Below are 16,975 nucleotides of genomic sequence, written 5' to 3'. Positions count from 1 at the left end.
AAAGAAAAACACCGCAGCATATGGATCAGGTATTTGAAAATTTAGCATTCTCTCCAGATTTGCCAAAAAACAAATCGAATGTAATTAAAGTAATTGGAGTTGGTGGTGGTGGTAGTAATGCCATTAATCACATGTACAATCAGGGCATTAAAGGCGTTGACTTTGTGGTTTGTAATACAGATGCGCAAGCATTGAGCAACAGCCCGGTGCCTATTAAAATTCAGTTGGGTTTAACCTTAACAGAAGGATTAGGTGCAGGAGCAAATCCAGAAGTTGGACAACAGTCTGCTTTGGAAAGTATCGAAGAAATTGAACAGTTTTTAGATTCTAACACGAAAATGGTTTTTATAACTGCCGGTATGGGTGGTGGTACCGGTACAGGTGCTGCGCCAGTAATTGCGCAATTAGCTAAAGACCGTGATATTTTAACTGTTGGTATTGTTACGATTCCTTTTCAGTTTGAAGGAAAAGTGCGTCAGGAACAAGCATTACGCGGAGTTGAAAACCTTCGTAAAAATGTAGATTCGTTAATTGTAATCAACAACAATAAATTACGTGAGGTTTACGGAAACCTTGGTTTTAAAGCTGGTTTCTCTAAAGCAGACGAAGTTTTGGCAACAGCATCACGCGGTATCGCCGAAGTAATTACGCACCACTACACGCAGAATATCGATTTAAAAGATGCTAAAACCGTATTATCTAATTCGGGAACAGCAATCATGGGATCGGCAGAAGCAACTGGTGAAAATCGTGCAAAAGAAGCAATTGTAAGTGCTTTAGATTCACCTTTATTGAACGACAATAAAATTACCGGAGCTAAAAACGTATTATTGTTGATTGTTTCTGGTGAAAACGAAATCACTATTGATGAAATAGGTGAAATCAACGATCACATTCAAATGGAAGCAGGTCACAACGCAAACATCATTATGGGTGTTGGTGAAGATCCAGCTTTAGGTGATGCTATTTCGGTTACCATTATTGCTACAGGTTTTAATGTAGAACAACAAAAGTTGATTGTAAACGCAAACGATGAGAATAAAAGTAAAATTATTCATCATTTAGGCGAGGAGCAAAAAGCAACTGCAGATTTATCAGCAAACAACGCGCCTGCGTTTACCAATGCGCCAACGCCAGAGCAACCGTTGCAAAGTAATTCGGGATTTCAGGCGGCTCCAAAAATCGTTTATAATTTAGACGATGATATGGGAAACCAGCCAAATAACGAGGTTGAAAAAAAAACAATAGTTCAAACTCAACCTACTAATATCGTTCAAAATGTAGTTGAACCTGTTCAAAACACCAGTTCTGTAACAGAAAATCAGCCGCAAAACGTTCATCAGCATATCGAAGCACCGCAAAGTATCGTTAAAACGGTTGATATTCGCAATATTGTTGTAAACGAACCAACATTTGTAATTGTTAAGCCAAAACAAGTTATTGCCGAAACGCAAAATATTATGGCAGAACAATTTACGTTTGATTTACAGCAGCAAGAAAGTGAATTTGAATCGGTTGGAAATGAATTTTCGTTTGAAATTCAGCAAAACAATGTTCAGCAAAACAATGTTCAGCAAAACAATGTTCAACAAAACCAAGTACAGCAAAATCAACCGATCGAAAAAGTTGATGAGATCATTCGATACGATTTAAGCGATTATATGGAAGTTGAAGATCAGTTGATGAATTCAAAACAAACCGTTGAAGAGCCTGTTAAAGAAGACGAATCATTTTCGTTTACCGTTAGAACAGAAGAACCAACATTTGTTCAGCAAACACAACGTGTGATTGTTGATGAAAATTCGCCAATGGAAACTTCTATAAACGATATTTTACGTGAAAGAGCTGAAGAGCGCAAACGTAAAATGAAAGAGTTTAACCATAAGTTTAACACAGCAAGCAACCAGATCAACGATTTGGAAAAAGAGCCGGCTTACAAACGAATGGGTGTTGATTTAACACAGAATAACGCAAGTAATGTATCGCGTACATCGGTTTCATCTGATCGCAACAACGATTTACAATTGCGTTCTAACAACTCGTTTTTACACGACAATGTAGACTAATTTAATTAGATTTATATTTACCTTAACCTCAAAAAGACCAATTCTTTTTGAGGTTTTTTAGTTATATTTGCTACTCTTAAAATTTATAAAAATGAGTTTACAAACAAATATAACAGCAGCTTTAAAAGAAGCAATGAAAGCGAAAGACCAAGTAGCTTTAGAATCTTTAAGAGCAATTAAATCGGAATTATTATTGGCACAAACATCTGGATCTGCTACAGAATTAACAGAAGCCGATGAAATTAAATTATTACAGAAATTAGTAAAGCAACGTAAAGATGCAGCAGCTATTTTTCTTGAACAACAAAGAAACGATTTGGCTGAACCAGAATTGGCACAAGCAGCAGTTATAGAGCAGTTTTTACCGGCACAATTATCAGAAGCTGATGTAGAAGCAGCAATTAAAGAAATTATTGCAGAAGGAAACTTTTCAGGAATGCAGTCTATGGGGCAGGTAATGGGCTTGGCAAATACTAAATTAGCAGGAACTGCAGACGGAAAGACAATTTCTACCATTGTTAAAAAGCTATTAACGGCATAACAATAATGTCTTCGTAGTTCAATTGGATAGAATGTTAGATTCCGGTTCTGATGATGCAGGTTCGAATCCTGTCGAGGACACAAACACCTAAATATACGTTTAGATTTTTTAAAAAGAAAAATCTAAACGTTAGGTTCTATAAGGGTTTATGGGTTTCCCTTTAAAAAAAACAATGTCTAAAAAAACTGATATACCCCCTATTCACTTCCCAAAAAACATACCAACAAAAGCAAATGGGAAGTTGACATATAAAGTGATTATTCACGACTATGTGAAAAACGATGAAACATCGGCACTTTATCTACAACTATTTTTAAACGGAGAAAGAAAGCGAATCAATTTAGACCTTTATATTCCGAAAAGTGCTTTTGATAGCGTAAACAGACGTGTAAAAAAATCTTTTAAAGGAAGTAAAGACTTAAATCTTATAATTGAAAAAACGATTTCTGATGTTGTACAGATTGAAATTTTGTATCGTTTAAGCGATACAAACTTAACGTTAGATATTCTTCAAAACGAATTGCAAAATCCTTCTTCCCGATTGGATTTTATAAAATACTGGGAAGAACAAATTGAAATTGACAGTAAACATTTAGCAGCAAGTACTACACGCCTATCAAAAGGGATATTAGCAAAAGTTAAGGGTTTTAAAAATATAATTCTTTTTAAAGATTTATCTATAAATCTAATAAATGAATTGCTTTATTTTATGAAATCAAAACGCGGCAACTGTCAAAACACAATTTTCAATATTACTAAATACCTCCGAAAATATATTAAACGCGCACAAATGGAAGGGATTTCCGTTCCTATTAAATTCTGTGACATTCCACATAAAAAAGTAAAAGCCGAAATCGGCTATCTAAATGATGATGAAATAATAAACTTATGGAACTTCTACAACAGTGAGTATATCACCGAAATATATAGGATAATTTTAGCCAAATTTCTTTTTTCATGCCTTACAGGTCTTCGGATTTCAGATATTCAATCATTATCAGATTTAAATATTATTGAAGGTTTTTTGGTAAAATTTACAGCAAAAAAAACAAAGAAAATTCACAAAATCAAACTTTCAGAAACCGCCAAAATAATATTAGACCACGGGTTTTTATTTAAGGCACATTACCCAGATCAAACTATAAACAGAAAGTTGAAAGAAATTGCTATAATGTGTAAAATACCAAAACAAATACATTTTCACATGGCACGCCATAGTTTCGCTACCAATTTTTTAAAACAAAATGGCAGGGTTGAAGTATTACAACATTTAATGGGGCATTCTTCTATTCGGGAAACAATGGGATACGTACATATTGTTGAAGAAGATCTAAACGAAGAAATATTTTTATTGGATAATATTTTTAAACCAAAAACTAAAGAAGAAACCGACAATTAAGTCGGTTTTTTTAATACATCATAAGTAACAGTTCGAATTTTGTCTGGTAGCTTCCGTTAGGCGTTTCTTTATAACTCATGGTATTTACATAATAACGTTTGTTGTCTATAAAAACAAAATCTTCTGTCGTGATATCCTTGATTTGTTTGTTTGATAAAAAAGCATCCGCAGGAAAAACACCGCTTGAAAGATAATTTCTAAAGGACAGCTGATAGTTTCTTTCGTATATGTTTTTCAAAGTCAAATCATAACCTTGGTAATTTTGCGCAGGTGCCGATGTTGTTGCATTTGAATGATTGTAAATAACCAAACCTACACCACCTTTATCTTCAATTGCTTCGGTCAAAATCAAACCGTTAGATGTTACCGGCATAAATTTAAATTTACTCGTAACTTCTTTGGTATGTTCTTGCAGTTTGTTTTTGGCTACTGTGATATTGCTTTTTGTAACAAAAACATTATCATCTTCTTCATTATCATATTTCAACATTAAAGAATCGAATTCGTGTGTTTCAAATTCATCAATGTAAACAGAATCAATTTTAACCCCTGTTTTCTGAACAAATTTATCATTGAAAAAATCAAACGAAATAGTTTTATCGTGATCGTTCGGTGTGATCTGAAGATTAAACAATTTCTTTAACTCATTTATGTAATCGATAAAAGACCATTCAGGTACGTAACGCTGTAGATTTATAATCGGGTGCGTTAAATAGCCTTTTTCTTCGGCTATTTCTGAAATTTTAATTGAATTAAACTGTATTGTTTCGGAATTAATCCAACTTTGTTTTATAAATGTAATGGCAACATTGGCGTCAGTTGTACCCGTATAAGGCGGTACAAATTCTGCACTGTATGTTTCAATTTCGTTTAACGGCGGGTTTTCAAATATCTGCACTTCAACATTACCGCCAACACCAGCAACATTAACCTGTGCTTTTACAGGAATTGTTGAAAGGTTTTTTAACTCTATTTCTACTTTATAACGCCTACCAACTGGCAATTGAAAAAGGATCTGCTTTAAACTCATACCTATACCAAGCATTTGCCAACCACCTGCAATGTAAGGAATGTTCATTTTCAGTGAATTCAGTTCAATTTCGCACAAATTATTGTTTTCACTGTAAAAAAGTAAACGTTTTATAAAATCGTTTTCGTAAAAATTGCCTTTTACCTTATACCCTAAACTTTCAACAGCTCGTTTTAATGGTGCAAGTAAGTATACCTGCGGGCTGTTTACTGTGTGGTTATCGTAATGCAGTTCACCGCCAAAAGTGTAATAGCTGTTTACCGTCATGTATCGAACACCGCCATCATAGTAAACACGGTTTATACCACCGCGAAATTTAAACCAATCGTCATCTTCTTTTAAATCTTCTCCAAATTTATTGGGAAAAGAATAATCAGGAAAATTAAACAACACTTCCGGAAACCCTTTTTTTAATTGATTTGCAGCATACGTTTTCCATTTGTCAATGTGCATCAAAGGTATTAAGGTTGTACGTTTTTCTTCGTAATTGTAGGTCGGTGGATTTGACGTTCCTAGAACGGTATTAACCCTTTCAGGTAAAAATTCAGATATCTTCTTATCTCTTAAATTATAGATAGGCGAATAAAATCGTAGATTGCATTTACGAGCATTTTTTAAGTAACCCAAAATTTGCAATTCACCCTCAAAGGTTCCTTCTGGTGTTAAAACCTGTACTTTGTGAAAAGTGTCCCGAAATGTAGATGTTGGTAAACGAGAACCTAACGCTTTTCGTGCACTTTCATTTTCAACGATCATAAAAGGGTAGCTGTTTGCCTGAATTTTAAAATCGTTATCTAAAAACTTATTATCACGGTTGATTGTAAGCGTTTCTTTATACACTTCGATTTCAACACCTGCTTTAAAAATCTTGATCATTAGTTTTTAATTTTTGGTGATTTATTAAATTCAAAAGTCAGCACGGCACTGTTTATAAATTCGTTTTCATTAATAACAGGTATTGTTTTCAACGTAGCAACGCACGGAATAAAAACACCATTAATTTCGATTTCCACTTTTAAAGATGATGCAATCTGGTTTACAATTGCATTTTCGCTATCTAACAGATGTCCGGTATCGATTGATACCTGCGTATCTGTTTGAATTTCGGCGGTGTTGTAATAACCCATTTCGTTTTGGTACTTAAAATATGTTTGCTCATCTTTCGTAGACAATTTACCAAACAGTTCTACCAGAACAGGCATCCCGAAACGGTTGTAAAAACGGATTCTTTTTGGCTTGTAAAAACCATTTCTAACCACACGTATTTTTTTCTCAATTACAAAGTTGTATGCTTTAATTCTAAAAAAATAAGCATCAACATCATCGGGAACATTAACAGGTAAAGTAAGCAGCAATGTTTTTGTTGCAGAAATAGATCCTGTTGTTGCTTGTGATGTTATAACCGTACCATTTTCCTTTACAGCTTCGGCGGTTATTATTAAATCTGGATCGTTAATAAAAAAAGGTAGTTGTATAGTGGTATTAGGCTGTACTAATAAAACATCGGCATCAACCGCAATCCACGCCAATTGTTTGTCTTCGTATTTTTCTACCGTTGGCAAAACACTGTATTTTAATTTGTAGTTCAACGTATACTGAATGAACCCTATAGAACTACCAACAGCATAACGTGCAATTGTAATTTTTAAATCTCTTATTAATGCAAATCTTTGAATAAATACATTTTGAACTTCTGACAATGAAATATATTTTAACAGTAAATTTTCAAAAGTAAGTACCATTTGTTGATTGCTTATTTTGGGCATTACAACGCTATCAAATAATTCATTATCTATAAAGATATTTGCCTGATAATGGCTGTAAACGGTTGTATCTTCAACTATAATTTCGGTGATGTTGGCATCGTTTAAAACACGGTTTTGTGTTGGGGCTGTTATCGTAGGCATATTATTCTGAAATTATTGCGTTATTTTTTGTTTGTTGTAGTTCCTTTAGAAGTTTGTCCATTTTTTCCAATTCTTCATAACCAAAGAAGCTTTTAGCAACAATACCGTTTTCTAAATTTCCGTTTAGCTGCATTAAAGTCCCTGTCAACATTGAAAAAACAGGATTATCAAAAAACGGATTGGCGACTGAACCCGAAACACCGTTTAACTGCATTTGGCGTTCATTGTCTAACCAGTCAATTATTGGCGCATAACGGGGGCTTTGAGCCATAAATGCAGGCGCAACCCACTCATTTGCGTGTACCATACCTGTTAACTGGCCATATTCATCACTCATACCTATGCCCTTGTTTCCAGTAGGTCCACCATGATAATGTGTTGGCATTTTCTGTAATGGCGTACTACTGATTTTCTGAACATTTTTAATACCAGAAACAACAGCTAAAGCAGCAGCAGCTGCACCCAACGCAGGACCAACAATTGGAATTCCCGAAAGTGAGTTAAAAGCATTGGTAGCAGATTGATAGGTTGTAATTACGGTTTCTGCAATCTTGGTAGCTTTCCACGCACCCGAACCTTCATTAAAAGCTTCGGCCGCACTGTTTAATGCTCCTTTTACGGAATTTAGTTTTTGTTCTTCCGTTAAGCGCGTCCAATCAACCTGGTTAGAACGTAAAGTTCTTTCGGCTTTGTCAAAATCGGCACGAACTTTTTGTTCCTGGTATGCATATTTTTGGCGGATCTGATTTTTTAATTCTTCTGCACCTTCAACCGCTTCTACTTTTGCCAGTTCCTTTTCACGCTCAATATCAATTTCTAGCAATGATATTTCACGCGCTTTTTCTAATAAGATAAATTGACGTTCTTCTTCGGTTGTCGCTGCTTCGGCTCTACGCTCGTATTCCTGTTCTTCTTTTGAAATTCGATTTTCTTCAGCCAATTCTTCGGCCTGTAAACGATATTCTTCCGAACGCTGAGCACGGGCAGCTTCTAATTCAGCATCGCGGGTGGCTTCTAATTCTTTTAATCGATCAGTATGCGCCTGAATTTTTGCAATTTCTTCGGCAGTTTTCTTGACATCAACAGCCTTCATTGCTGCAATGTTTTCCTGCTGTTTTTTTATTTCATTGGCATACTTATTTGTAATAGCTGCTTCTTCACGTTCTAAACCTTTTAATCTTAAAAGTTCTCGTTGTTCTAAACTTTGTCTTAAAATCTCATCGATTTCTTCTTCAGCTTTATCGAATAGTGCTTTTAATGCTTCGTGCTTTTTCTTTTCGGCTTCAATTGCTTTCTCACGCTCACGCTTGGCTTTTTCTTCTGCTTTTTTATCTACTTTGTTACCTCCTTTACCGCCATTACCTTTACCGTCTTCATTTCCAAAGTCATCACTTCCCCAACCGTTGATTGTACCAGTATAATAGTTTGATTGAATTTCTTTACCAGCTTCACTTAATACTTGTTTTACTGTTTCCTTACCGGCTTTAATAATATTACTTACATTGTTAAAATGTTTTTTAAAAGCATCAGCCGCACCGCCGAAATCTAAATCCCATGCTTTTTTACCAACTTCACTAAACCCCAAAAATGCTTTACTAGCTTCTTGAATGGTAATAATAATAGTTGCTACGGTGCCATTGAAAGCACCTGCTAAAATTGTTAGGTTATGGAAACCACGAACCATTTTTGCTAGCCAGTTTAAAACCCAAACTTTTGTATCGGCAATTAAAGTTTCAAATCCGCCGCCAGTAGTATTAAAAAGCTTTGATATTTGGATATCTAATTCTTCGGTAGCTTTAATTACACGTAGTTGTGCGGCTTCTACATCCGTTAACTTTCGATCGGTTTTTTCCAAACCATCGTTTATAGCTTTTATTACAGCTTCAAAACCACCCGCATCTTCACCCATTGATCCAAAAACATCCGCAACCAATTGCTGTTTCTGCTGAAAATTCAATCCAACCTTATCGGCTTCCTTATTTATCAGAATTAAAGCTTCTTTTGTAGATATTGTACCAGTTTTTACACCGTTTGCCAATTTTGTTGTAAAACCCGAACCAAAAGCAGCAGTTAATGCATCGGAAGCGGATTTAGTCATTTCCTTTAAACGAATATCCATTTCCTTAATGGTATCTACCAACTTATCTTTATAGGTACCCGATTTAGCACCTTCTTCTAAAATGGAAAAGAATTCTTTTGCAGTATAACCAGCGTTTTTAAAATGTACAACATATTCACTAGCGTTATCAAAAAAATCATCTGCAGCTTTACCACCACGAACGTATCCATTTTCTACTAACTCTAAAGCCGATAAATAATCAATTTTGTAAGCTTTTGCTACAGCATTAACAGTATTTGCAACCTTTTTCAAATCCTCGTTAGCTACTTCTGCAAAAGCCTTGGTGCGAACCGTTGCCATTTCTAAAGCTTCACCTGTTAAACTGGTAAATTGCTGCATTAACCTAGTAGCCTTTTCCATTTCAACATTGTAATCGTACCAGTACTTTGTAACTACAACTATACCTGTAAGCAATGTTAAAGCCGCACCTATTGGTGTGGCAATAAAAGCAAGTAATTGCTTTGTAACATTTGATATACCGTTTCTTAATAATTCATATTCTTCTTTTACGCCTTGTATATCACCACTTGTTAAAGCATTAACAAAATTTTGGTAAGAAAAAGCACCTGCATCTAAATCTTTTTTACTGTCTTTTAAAGCTTTACTTGTACTGTATATTTCCGCTGTAAATTCTTTTTGCTTCGCTTTAAGTTCGACTATTCGATCTTGATGTTTTTTTAATTGTTCGGTATAATCAGCATCAGATTTATTAAGGTTGCGTAAATCACGATTCGTTTCCCGTAAACCTTTGGTGATACCGTTTAAACTGTTAACGACTTCTTTGCCGTTAATGTTAATGTTTATATTCCGTACTACTGCTTTTGACATTGTCTAACCTTTAAATTGTATGATCACTTCATCAGCACGTGCTTCGCCAATTGCCTGTGCCAAAAACTCAACAACATTGCTGCTTTCAATAGCGTTGTTTACAACATCTGTTTGTTCCAAACGCATATTAATGCCGTTTTTCTTAACACCTTCGAAGCCGTAATTTTGAACGTATAAATGTTTAGGACCAACAACGCTTAAGCGTACCATTTGCCCTTTATTGAATCGTGGTTTTACTGTTGTATTCAACCGCATACCGCCTGCTTTACCGCTAGGATCAAACATTCGGGTAATATTGTGGTTTACGGCGTTTTGAAGTTTGTTAACTGCCTGCTGTGCTATTTCGCGTTCGCTCATATCAATGATATTTTAAACGAAGTTAGGTTTGGAAAAAAGCGTAAAAAAGGACATGAAAAAACCGCCATATTTGGCGGTTTATATTAATCTTCCCATTTGTCGGGTTCAAAGCAGAAAGGTTCTTGGTTTTTTAAAGAGAAAATTAAATTCCAACCAAACATATTATCGAAGATTGGACCTACTTTTTCAATGCTTACACTGCTTATTTCAAACAAAGAATATAAAAAACTGGTTTCATCTGCATGTTCTTTTTTTAAATAACTAACAACATCTAATGCCAGATAGTATGTTTCATTGAGTACGATGTTTTCTTTTGTAAAATCGTTGGGTTTACCCGCAAAATCAATAATAAGCAGGCTTACAAAGTGCGTATTAAAATTAGCTGTTTTATTTGCATTTGTATTTAATGCACTGCTATGTGAAAGCAAGAGTAATGCAGGGGTTTTAACTCCTTTTCTAAACTGCCCCTCAATTTCTTTTAGGTTAAATCGGTAAAAACCGTTGATGCCTTTATGTCTATTGGCAATTGTTTCGTGAAGCTGTAATATTTTATCAGGATCTATTTTTCTTTCCATTTTTCTTGTGTAATTATAGTGTTGGTAAATTCACTCATAAACGTATGCAGGCGTGTGGCTTTGGTTTCGTTGTAGGTACCAAACTTTTGCCCGGACATTGACAAAACAACATCTAAAAACGAGTGGTTACCGTTTGACTTTTTTTGTTGCGATATAACCTTTGGATAAACCTTTGGATACTTTTTAACCAGATGATTTTTGCATCCTGAATAACAAAGATGCACGGCAATTAAGATGTGTTTTGGCAAACGTTTAAAACGTTTGGCACGTTGGTTTTGTAAATCCCAATTAAAAACCTCGTTTTTCTTGAGATAAAGTACCGCCGTTAAATGTTGTAGGTAGTTGTAATCGTTTGTTTCCAAAAATTTATTAAAAAGTCCATCGGCGTAACTGAAACGTTCAATGCTGAAATCAAACAATCTATCTAATGGTTTCTTGTAGCCAACCAGATCGATAAACTTTTCACGCTTAACATCTTCATAAATAAATTTATAATGTGTTTTTAATTCGCTTAATGGCACCAATTGTAAAACAGCTTTTAGTTTATGCTTTTTAACGAAGTTGTATTTGTGTGCGTTATTGAGTATCAACCACACCGCCAAATCAAATAAATCACCTTTAAGGTTTTGGGCTTTGGCAATTCGTTTTAACTGATCATCGGTTAACAGGTTCCATGTATCGGGAATATTAATATCTATAGTTACATCCATAGCTTTGAAATTTATTCAAAGTTGCATTTTTTGGAAGTTGTAAAAAAGGACAGTAAATTTTTGTAATTTTAAATTAAAATAGCTGTTATGAAATTACATGAATACATTAGCAACGTATTGGAATTTGTTTTTAGTACATGGATCGATATTCCTTTGGAGTTTGAATACATGGTTGAAATTACCGCAACTCAATTCTTTTACCACAACATTGCACTAGATGAATGTTGCAGATTTGCAGAACTGATAATAAACATTCACACAGAAGGTGAATTTGATTATGTTTTTGAATATGAACCTTTCAATGTTTTGGATGATGAACTATCAACAGAATTCGTATATGAGATTGACAACACCGTTAATCCGGAAAGCTTTGCAATAATTATTGATGGCGAAAAGCGCATCGATGTTCACTACAAAGAAAATTTAAGTTATCAGGATCTAGTGGAAAAAGTTAAAGAACTGGATTGGCCATTAGATTAACTTCGTAAGGAAAAGCAAAAGTTTTAATATTCTCACCTTTTAACCAAAGGTCATGATGCTCGCTGTTCAAAACAACGGGCATTCTTTTTTTGTTGTTGTGTATTTCTGCCATTAGTTCGTTGGCTTCTGTTGTTAGTATCGTGTAAGTAATCATAGGAACACCAGTCTGCGGATTATTCCAAACAGAATACAATCCTGCAAAAGCAAACAGTTCTTCATTTGCAACACTTATCTGGTATTTCTGTTTTACCTTTCCTTTGTCATCGTTCCAATGCCATTCAAAAAAATGCGATGCCGGAATCAAACACCGGTTATTGATCGAATTCCTAAAAGAAGGTTTTTCTTCTAATGTTTCGATTCGTGCGTTAAGCGTGTTTTTTTGAAACGTAGTATCTTTTGCCCAGGTTGGCAGCAATCCCCAATTTGCACCGGTAATGATATCCGGTCGTTGATCTACAATTATCGGCATAAACGGATGCGCGAAACCGTTTGCTTCCACTACAGGCTGAAAACCATCTTGATCGAACTTCGCTTTAAAAGCTTTTTCAATCTGCTTATTGCTTTTGCTAACGCCATAAAAAAAACACATACCTACCTCCTTTTTTTCTTTTCGCGCACAAGCGCATCAACCACACCCAAAATTATCACTTCATCACCATCATCAATTTTTACGCTATTGGAATATTCTGTATTCAAAGCAATCAACATGTTTTTAGCTTTGTCGAAACGTTTCAATGTATATTCTGAATTATTGATTGAAACTACAACATCATCTTCATGCTGTGGTTCATAATCAGAGCGTAGAATAATGAAATCCCCGATCTGATATTCTGGGAACATCGACAACGATTTTACTTTATTGATAAATGTACTTTCCTTTTTAGAAAGATATCTTTCATCCAAACTCATTGTATCGGCCAGAAAATCTTCTGCCGGCGATGGAAACCCCGCCTGAACACCACCTAAATATTTAACCAAATATTTTTGTCCTTCTCCATTAACCGGAATATTCTCCAATTCTTTACCAAATACCGGAGCTTTAATAAACTTTATCATATTATTATCCTACTTCTAAAACATCATCCCACATTGTTGTATAATTCGGGCTTAATAGATCCTGGCGCATTTTCCAAGTTTTATCTAAAGCCTGAGAACCCAACTTTAATTTTTTGGTACCGTATTTAAAATTTAATTTGTCAATCACGTTCATCGCTTTGCGGTGTTGCACCGGTTCATCTTCGAACATATTGAACTGCTTTTCGTTTTCGGGCGCAATACCTCCAACAATTACACCAGCTTTTTTGTACTGATAGCCATCTTTAAATATTAAATCTAAGCCTTTTTTCGCATACTTTGACAATTCGATACTTGAATTGGTTCCGTATGGTATTGTAACATTGATCGATTTGTAATACTGTTGGTTGTTTTCATTGAAAGGGTTTGTATAAATGAAAACTGTTACAATATTGCATGTACTTTTTTGATTTCTCAACTTTTCAGCACATGTTGCCGCGAACGTAGATATCCTTTCTTCAAGATAGGATTTCTCACCGTATGTTTTATCAAATGACCGCGTTGTTGCAATGTTCTTTTTGTTTGCTACTTCTTCCAAATCTAAAACAGATAATCCTTCAAGTTCTTTTTTCAATCGCAAACCTACAACTGAAAATTCCTTTCTTACATATTCATTTGGCAACTGGGTAAACTGATATGCTTTGTTTACACCTCTTGCTTTTAGTTTCTTCGCGAATTGGCGGCCAATTCCCCAAACATCTTCAATATCCAACCACTTTAAAGCTTTGATTCTTTTTTCATCGGTATCGATAACATAAACACCTTTGAATTGTGGAAACTTCTTAGCAATACGATTTGCTACTTTGGCTAAAGCTTTAGTAGGCGCAACACCAACGCATGTTGGTATCAATGTGCTTTGCAATACTTCTTCTCTAATTTTTAAACAATACTCTGTTAGATTGTACTTTTCAAAACCCTTCAGTTTTAAAAATGATTCATCAATTGAATAGACTTCAATCTCCGGTGTGTAGCGTTTCAAAATAATAGTTACACGATTGCTCATGTCGCCATACAAAGCATAGTTCGACGAAAAAACCTGAACACCTTTTTCTTTGAAAATAGTTCGATATTCAAAAGCAGGCGCACCCATTGGAATACCTAATTCTTTAGCTTCATTACTACGCGCTATAACACAACCGTCGTTGTTACTTAATACAACGATGGGCACATTTCGAAGTTGTGGTTTAAAAATTCTTTCACAACTTGCATAAAAATTATTGCAATCTACAAGCGCATACATGATACAAAATTATTAAATTGGACAATGCGTTAAAGTTAAAATATGAGAACGTTTAAAAATGTCGTTTGCATCGAATTAGATTTTGATATAGAAATTGAGCCAGAGCACTGGTCCAACATGAATATAATTTCTAAAAATTTAACAGACTTCAACGAGAGGTTCAAAACGGATTTTATTGTAAACTACAGTGTTGATGATTATTTTTTTACGCCATTGGAAGATGAAAGCAACGAACTTTTAATTTGGTTTTTGGAAGGCGTGCCCGAACTTTTATCTTTTGCATATTCACCGACAATGTCGTCCTACGAAGATTTGGATCTTTATTTGAACAACCGGAGGAAAGAATTGAAGTATGTTTTCAGTAAAGAAATGTTTGAAAACTTCCAAAAAAGATATATCGATTATGCACCATTAGGATTTTTAGAAAAACCGGATGCAATTTATATTAAAAGTAAATTGACAGATATGATTTTAGACCATTCCCTAAAATATAAGTTTTAAAACAAAAAAAAGCGATACATTTCTGCATCGCTTAATAGATATTTCTCCTTTCTTTAAATTAATTTTCTGACCACATCCCCTCCTTAGCTTTTTCCTTTACTTCAGATAATATATATTGATCGTCACCTTCAGAATCTTCGACAGTCATCGAACACCAGTCAGCAATTTCTCTTTCTTTTTTTTCTGAAATAAGAGTTTTAATAACATCTAAAGTATAATTTGTCTTACTCATGTCGGTACATTCAACCATGAATAATTGTACCCTTTCGCACATATTCATAGCATCAGTGCTTTCTTTTACAATTTCTTCAAGCAACTCTTCTTTGCTCATCTTAGACCACTTTTTTAAAAGGTCTTTATTTTCTTTTTTAAATTCTTCTACACTAATTAATCTCATTTTTAAACTTTATTAAATTAAACTTTTTTAAAATTCCATAAGCCAAACCACCAAGCACAACCGCCCCAACGACATACAACCAAACCGGCTCTTTACCTTTACTTGCATCTTTTTTCTGCAGTTCAGTTTTTATTTGACGGTTATTTGATACAGCAACATTATTTTGTTGGTTTTCTTCGGATACAGCAGACTTTTCTTGTTTGATGTCCGTTTGATCGGATTTTGAAACATCGTTTGTCTGTGATGATTTTTTATTGATCCGTGGGTTGGTAATTTCGGTTTTGTTTCCTTGATTATCTGTAATAGTAATTTTATCACTTTCAAAACTCATCCACGCTTCAAAGAATGATTTATCGGTAACAACTTCGGTTTTTGTTTCTTGGTTGTTTACCATAATCGTTTCTTTTTTTTCAACAGTTGAATTGTCGACAATAGAAACATTTTCGGTTTCGGTATGTTTAAAATCAGTCGTGCTTTTTTTTGATCTACAAGAACATATTCCCGACGTCAGGAAAACGATCATAAATAATAAAATTAGATTTTTCATTTTACAAATGTTTATATTCTTCTTTAGCATTAAAACTCGGGCAATCTTTCGCAACATTTGGAAAATCTTTATGCCCTTGAATAACCGCACCCGGATACTTTGCTTTTAATCCGCAAATAATTTGCAGCAATGTTCTTTTTTGCGCATCGGTCCGGTTGTCTAACGCTTTTCCGTTATCGTCTATACCGCCAATGTAACTAACGTGTATTGATTCGGTGTTATAGCCTTTTACACCATTGCAAACCGTTTCGTCCAATGCCAATCGTTCATGATCGCCGTTAGGTTTTACAATAATGTGATAACCTGGTTGTTTCCAACCTAAATTGCGCTTCCAATAATTTCGGATTGCTTCTATTGTTGCGCTTTGCTTTGTAGCGGTGCAGTGCACCGCAATGTATTTAATTGTTCTCATAATCCTCTGTTTTCGTATTTCTCTAAATATTTAATCATTTCTTCTAATTCTCTTTTTTCCTGGTGCTTTCTTCTTTGTTCTTTTTTGCGCTGTTGAATTCTTTTTATCTCATTGAGTAATCGGTATTTTTCATTTTGCAATTGTTGTTTTCTGTTATCCAATTGCTGCGAAATATTTGCCTGTATTTCCGTTTCTGTATTTATGATCGATAATACAAGAGTGTCCTTTTGAAATGGTGTTAAACTGTCTGTAGCTTGTTTATTGCTGATTGGTTGCTGATATGGTTTTAACCCAAAAAATAAGATGGGTACCAGAATAAATAATTTTTTCATCGCATTGCCTCCTTTCTTTTTTCCAGTAGTTGAATTTCTTCTTCTAATTGTTGAATATCTTTTGATTTTTTTACGTTTCCATTTATCAAATGTTCCTGGGCTTTCTGCATGTACTGAAATGTTACATCCATTTGTTCTTTCATTTCAGCCCTCACTTCATCTTTCAGTTCATTACGGACAATTTCCCTAACATTAGCTTTTTCGGTTTCACATAGTTTTAATGATGCTTTTGAATCATTGTTTTCGGCTTTTAAACTTGTATTCTCGTTTTTTAATTCTTGCATACCATCTTTTATAAAGTATATCCAAATTAAAACAGCCAAACTTGCAGCAAGAAAAAAACCAACGAACCCACTACCCAGCCTTGTTTTGGTTACCCTAAAAAGCACTTGATATGCGCTTAAAAAAAGCTTTATGCCTTTATCTATTAGTGTTATTTTATCTTCCACGTTTTTAATTT

19 protein-coding genes and 1 tRNA gene are annotated in these 16,975 nt (G+C 34.5%); 6 read left to right on the top strand and 14 right to left on the bottom strand.

Translation table 11 applies throughout. From position 1 onward, the window contains the following. Positions 1-20 precede the first annotated feature (20 nt). From ftsZ to F0460_RS13360, 4 genes are all read left to right on the top strand, one after another. A complete protein-coding gene (gene ftsZ / locus F0460_RS13375; protein ID WP_150014071.1) occupies positions 21-2,066 on the top strand; it encodes a cell division protein FtsZ in 2,046 nt (681 codons plus the stop codon). A 91-nt stretch (positions 2,067-2,157) separates the two neighbouring features. Further along, positions 2,158-2,607, top strand: coding sequence for a GatB/YqeY domain-containing protein (locus F0460_RS13370; RefSeq protein WP_150014069.1), 450 nt, complete (start codon positions 2,158-2,160; stop codon positions 2,605-2,607). Between the two features lie 7 nt (positions 2,608-2,614). Continuing rightward, positions 2,615-2,687, top strand: a tRNA-Arg gene (locus F0460_RS13365). A gap of 92 nt (positions 2,688-2,779) precedes the next feature. After that, positions 2,780-4,006, top strand: coding sequence for a site-specific integrase (locus tag F0460_RS13360; RefSeq protein ID WP_190304157.1), 1,227 nt, complete (start codon positions 2,780-2,782; stop codon positions 4,004-4,006). 10 nt (positions 4,007-4,016) lie between these two features. Here the strand turns inward: F0460_RS13360 and F0460_RS13355 are convergent, their stop codons facing one another. From F0460_RS13355 to F0460_RS13330, 6 genes are all read right to left on the bottom strand, one after another. After that, complete coding sequence (locus F0460_RS13355) at positions 4,017-5,912, bottom strand: hypothetical protein (RefSeq protein ID WP_150014065.1); 1,896 nt, start codon at positions 5,910-5,912, stop codon at positions 4,017-4,019. Next, positions 5,912-6,943: a hypothetical protein gene (locus F0460_RS13350; protein ID WP_150014063.1), complete on the bottom strand. Its 1,032-nt coding sequence runs from the start codon at positions 6,941-6,943 to the stop codon at positions 5,912-5,914. The genes F0460_RS13355 and F0460_RS13350 overlap by 1 nt, the downstream gene beginning before the upstream one ends. 1 nt (position 6,944) lies before the next feature. Further along, the gene (locus F0460_RS13345; protein WP_150014061.1) at positions 6,945-9,890 is read right to left on the bottom strand and encodes a phage tail tape measure protein; all 2,946 of its coding nucleotides are present in this window, start codon (positions 9,888-9,890) and stop codon (positions 6,945-6,947) included. 3 nt (positions 9,891-9,893) lie between these two features. Next, complete coding sequence (locus tag F0460_RS13340; protein ID WP_150014059.1) at positions 9,894-10,247, bottom strand: hypothetical protein; 354 nt, start codon at positions 10,245-10,247, stop codon at positions 9,894-9,896. Between the two features lie 83 nt (positions 10,248-10,330). After that, on the bottom strand, positions 10,331-10,822 hold the full coding sequence (locus F0460_RS13335; protein WP_150014057.1) for a hypothetical protein: 492 nt from the start codon (positions 10,820-10,822) through the stop codon (positions 10,331-10,333). Continuing rightward, complete coding sequence (locus F0460_RS13330) at positions 10,807-11,532, bottom strand: hypothetical protein (RefSeq protein ID WP_150014055.1); 726 nt, start codon at positions 11,530-11,532, stop codon at positions 10,807-10,809. Before F0460_RS13330 ends, F0460_RS13335 begins: the two co-directional genes overlap by 16 nt. An 87-nt stretch (positions 11,533-11,619) precedes the next feature. Between F0460_RS13330 and F0460_RS13325 the strand changes: the two genes are divergently transcribed. Beyond that, complete coding sequence (locus tag F0460_RS13325; protein ID WP_150014053.1) at positions 11,620-12,012, top strand: hypothetical protein; 393 nt, start codon at positions 11,620-11,622, stop codon at positions 12,010-12,012. On the opposite strand, the gene F0460_RS13320 is transcribed toward F0460_RS13325, so the two are convergent. The 3 genes from F0460_RS13320 to F0460_RS13310 are packed head-to-tail and all read right to left on the bottom strand — an operon-like array spanning position 11,984 to position 14,326. Beyond that, positions 11,984-12,601, bottom strand: a complete 618-nt coding sequence (locus tag F0460_RS13320) for an SOS response-associated peptidase (RefSeq protein WP_150014051.1) — start codon at positions 12,599-12,601, stop codon at positions 11,984-11,986. The two genes, F0460_RS13325 and F0460_RS13320, sit on opposite strands and share 29 nt — an antisense overlap. Positions 12,602-12,603: 2 nt before the next feature. Beyond that, complete coding sequence (locus F0460_RS13315) at positions 12,604-13,068, bottom strand: LexA family protein (RefSeq protein WP_223810820.1); 465 nt, start codon at positions 13,066-13,068, stop codon at positions 12,604-12,606. Positions 13,069-13,072: 4 nt separating this feature from the next. Then, positions 13,073-14,326: a Y-family DNA polymerase gene (locus F0460_RS13310; RefSeq protein WP_150014049.1), complete on the bottom strand. Its 1,254-nt coding sequence runs from the start codon at positions 14,324-14,326 to the stop codon at positions 13,073-13,075. Between the two features lie 42 nt (positions 14,327-14,368). Here F0460_RS13310 and F0460_RS13305 point away from each other — a divergent pair, with 42 nt between their 5' ends. Next, positions 14,369-14,827, top strand: a complete 459-nt coding sequence (locus tag F0460_RS13305; RefSeq protein ID WP_150014047.1) for a hypothetical protein — start codon at positions 14,369-14,371, stop codon at positions 14,825-14,827. Between the two features lie 58 nt (positions 14,828-14,885). On the opposite strand, the gene F0460_RS13300 is transcribed toward F0460_RS13305, so the two are convergent. The 5 genes from F0460_RS13300 to F0460_RS13280 are packed head-to-tail and all read right to left on the bottom strand — an operon-like array spanning position 14,886 to position 16,964. Beyond that, positions 14,886-15,224 (bottom strand): hypothetical protein, encoded by a 339-nt coding sequence (locus tag F0460_RS13300; RefSeq protein WP_150014045.1) that lies wholly within the window; start codon positions 15,222-15,224, stop codon positions 14,886-14,888. Next, positions 15,211-15,771: a hypothetical protein gene (locus tag F0460_RS13295; protein WP_150014043.1), complete on the bottom strand. Its 561-nt coding sequence runs from the start codon at positions 15,769-15,771 to the stop codon at positions 15,211-15,213. The genes F0460_RS13300 and F0460_RS13295 overlap by 14 nt, the downstream gene beginning before the upstream one ends. 1 nt (position 15,772) lies before the next feature. Continuing rightward, positions 15,773-16,183, bottom strand: coding sequence for an N-acetylmuramoyl-L-alanine amidase (locus F0460_RS13290; protein ID WP_150014041.1), 411 nt, complete (start codon positions 16,181-16,183; stop codon positions 15,773-15,775). Next, positions 16,180-16,515: a hypothetical protein gene (locus tag F0460_RS13285; RefSeq protein WP_150014039.1), complete on the bottom strand. Its 336-nt coding sequence runs from the start codon at positions 16,513-16,515 to the stop codon at positions 16,180-16,182. Before F0460_RS13285 ends, F0460_RS13290 begins: the two co-directional genes overlap by 4 nt. Continuing rightward, positions 16,512-16,964 (bottom strand): hypothetical protein, encoded by a 453-nt coding sequence (locus F0460_RS13280; protein WP_150014037.1) that lies wholly within the window; start codon positions 16,962-16,964, stop codon positions 16,512-16,514. The genes F0460_RS13285 and F0460_RS13280 overlap by 4 nt, the downstream gene beginning before the upstream one ends. Between the last annotated feature and the right edge of the window lie 11 nt (positions 16,965-16,975).

It is taken from the genome of Paenimyroides baculatum (assembly GCF_008629655.1).
GTDB lineage: Bacteria > Bacteroidota > Bacteroidia > Flavobacteriales > Flavobacteriaceae > Flavobacterium > Flavobacterium baculatum.
The sequence above is the reverse complement of the archived record's forward strand: the minus strand, read 5'-3'. Positions and strand labels throughout refer to the sequence as shown.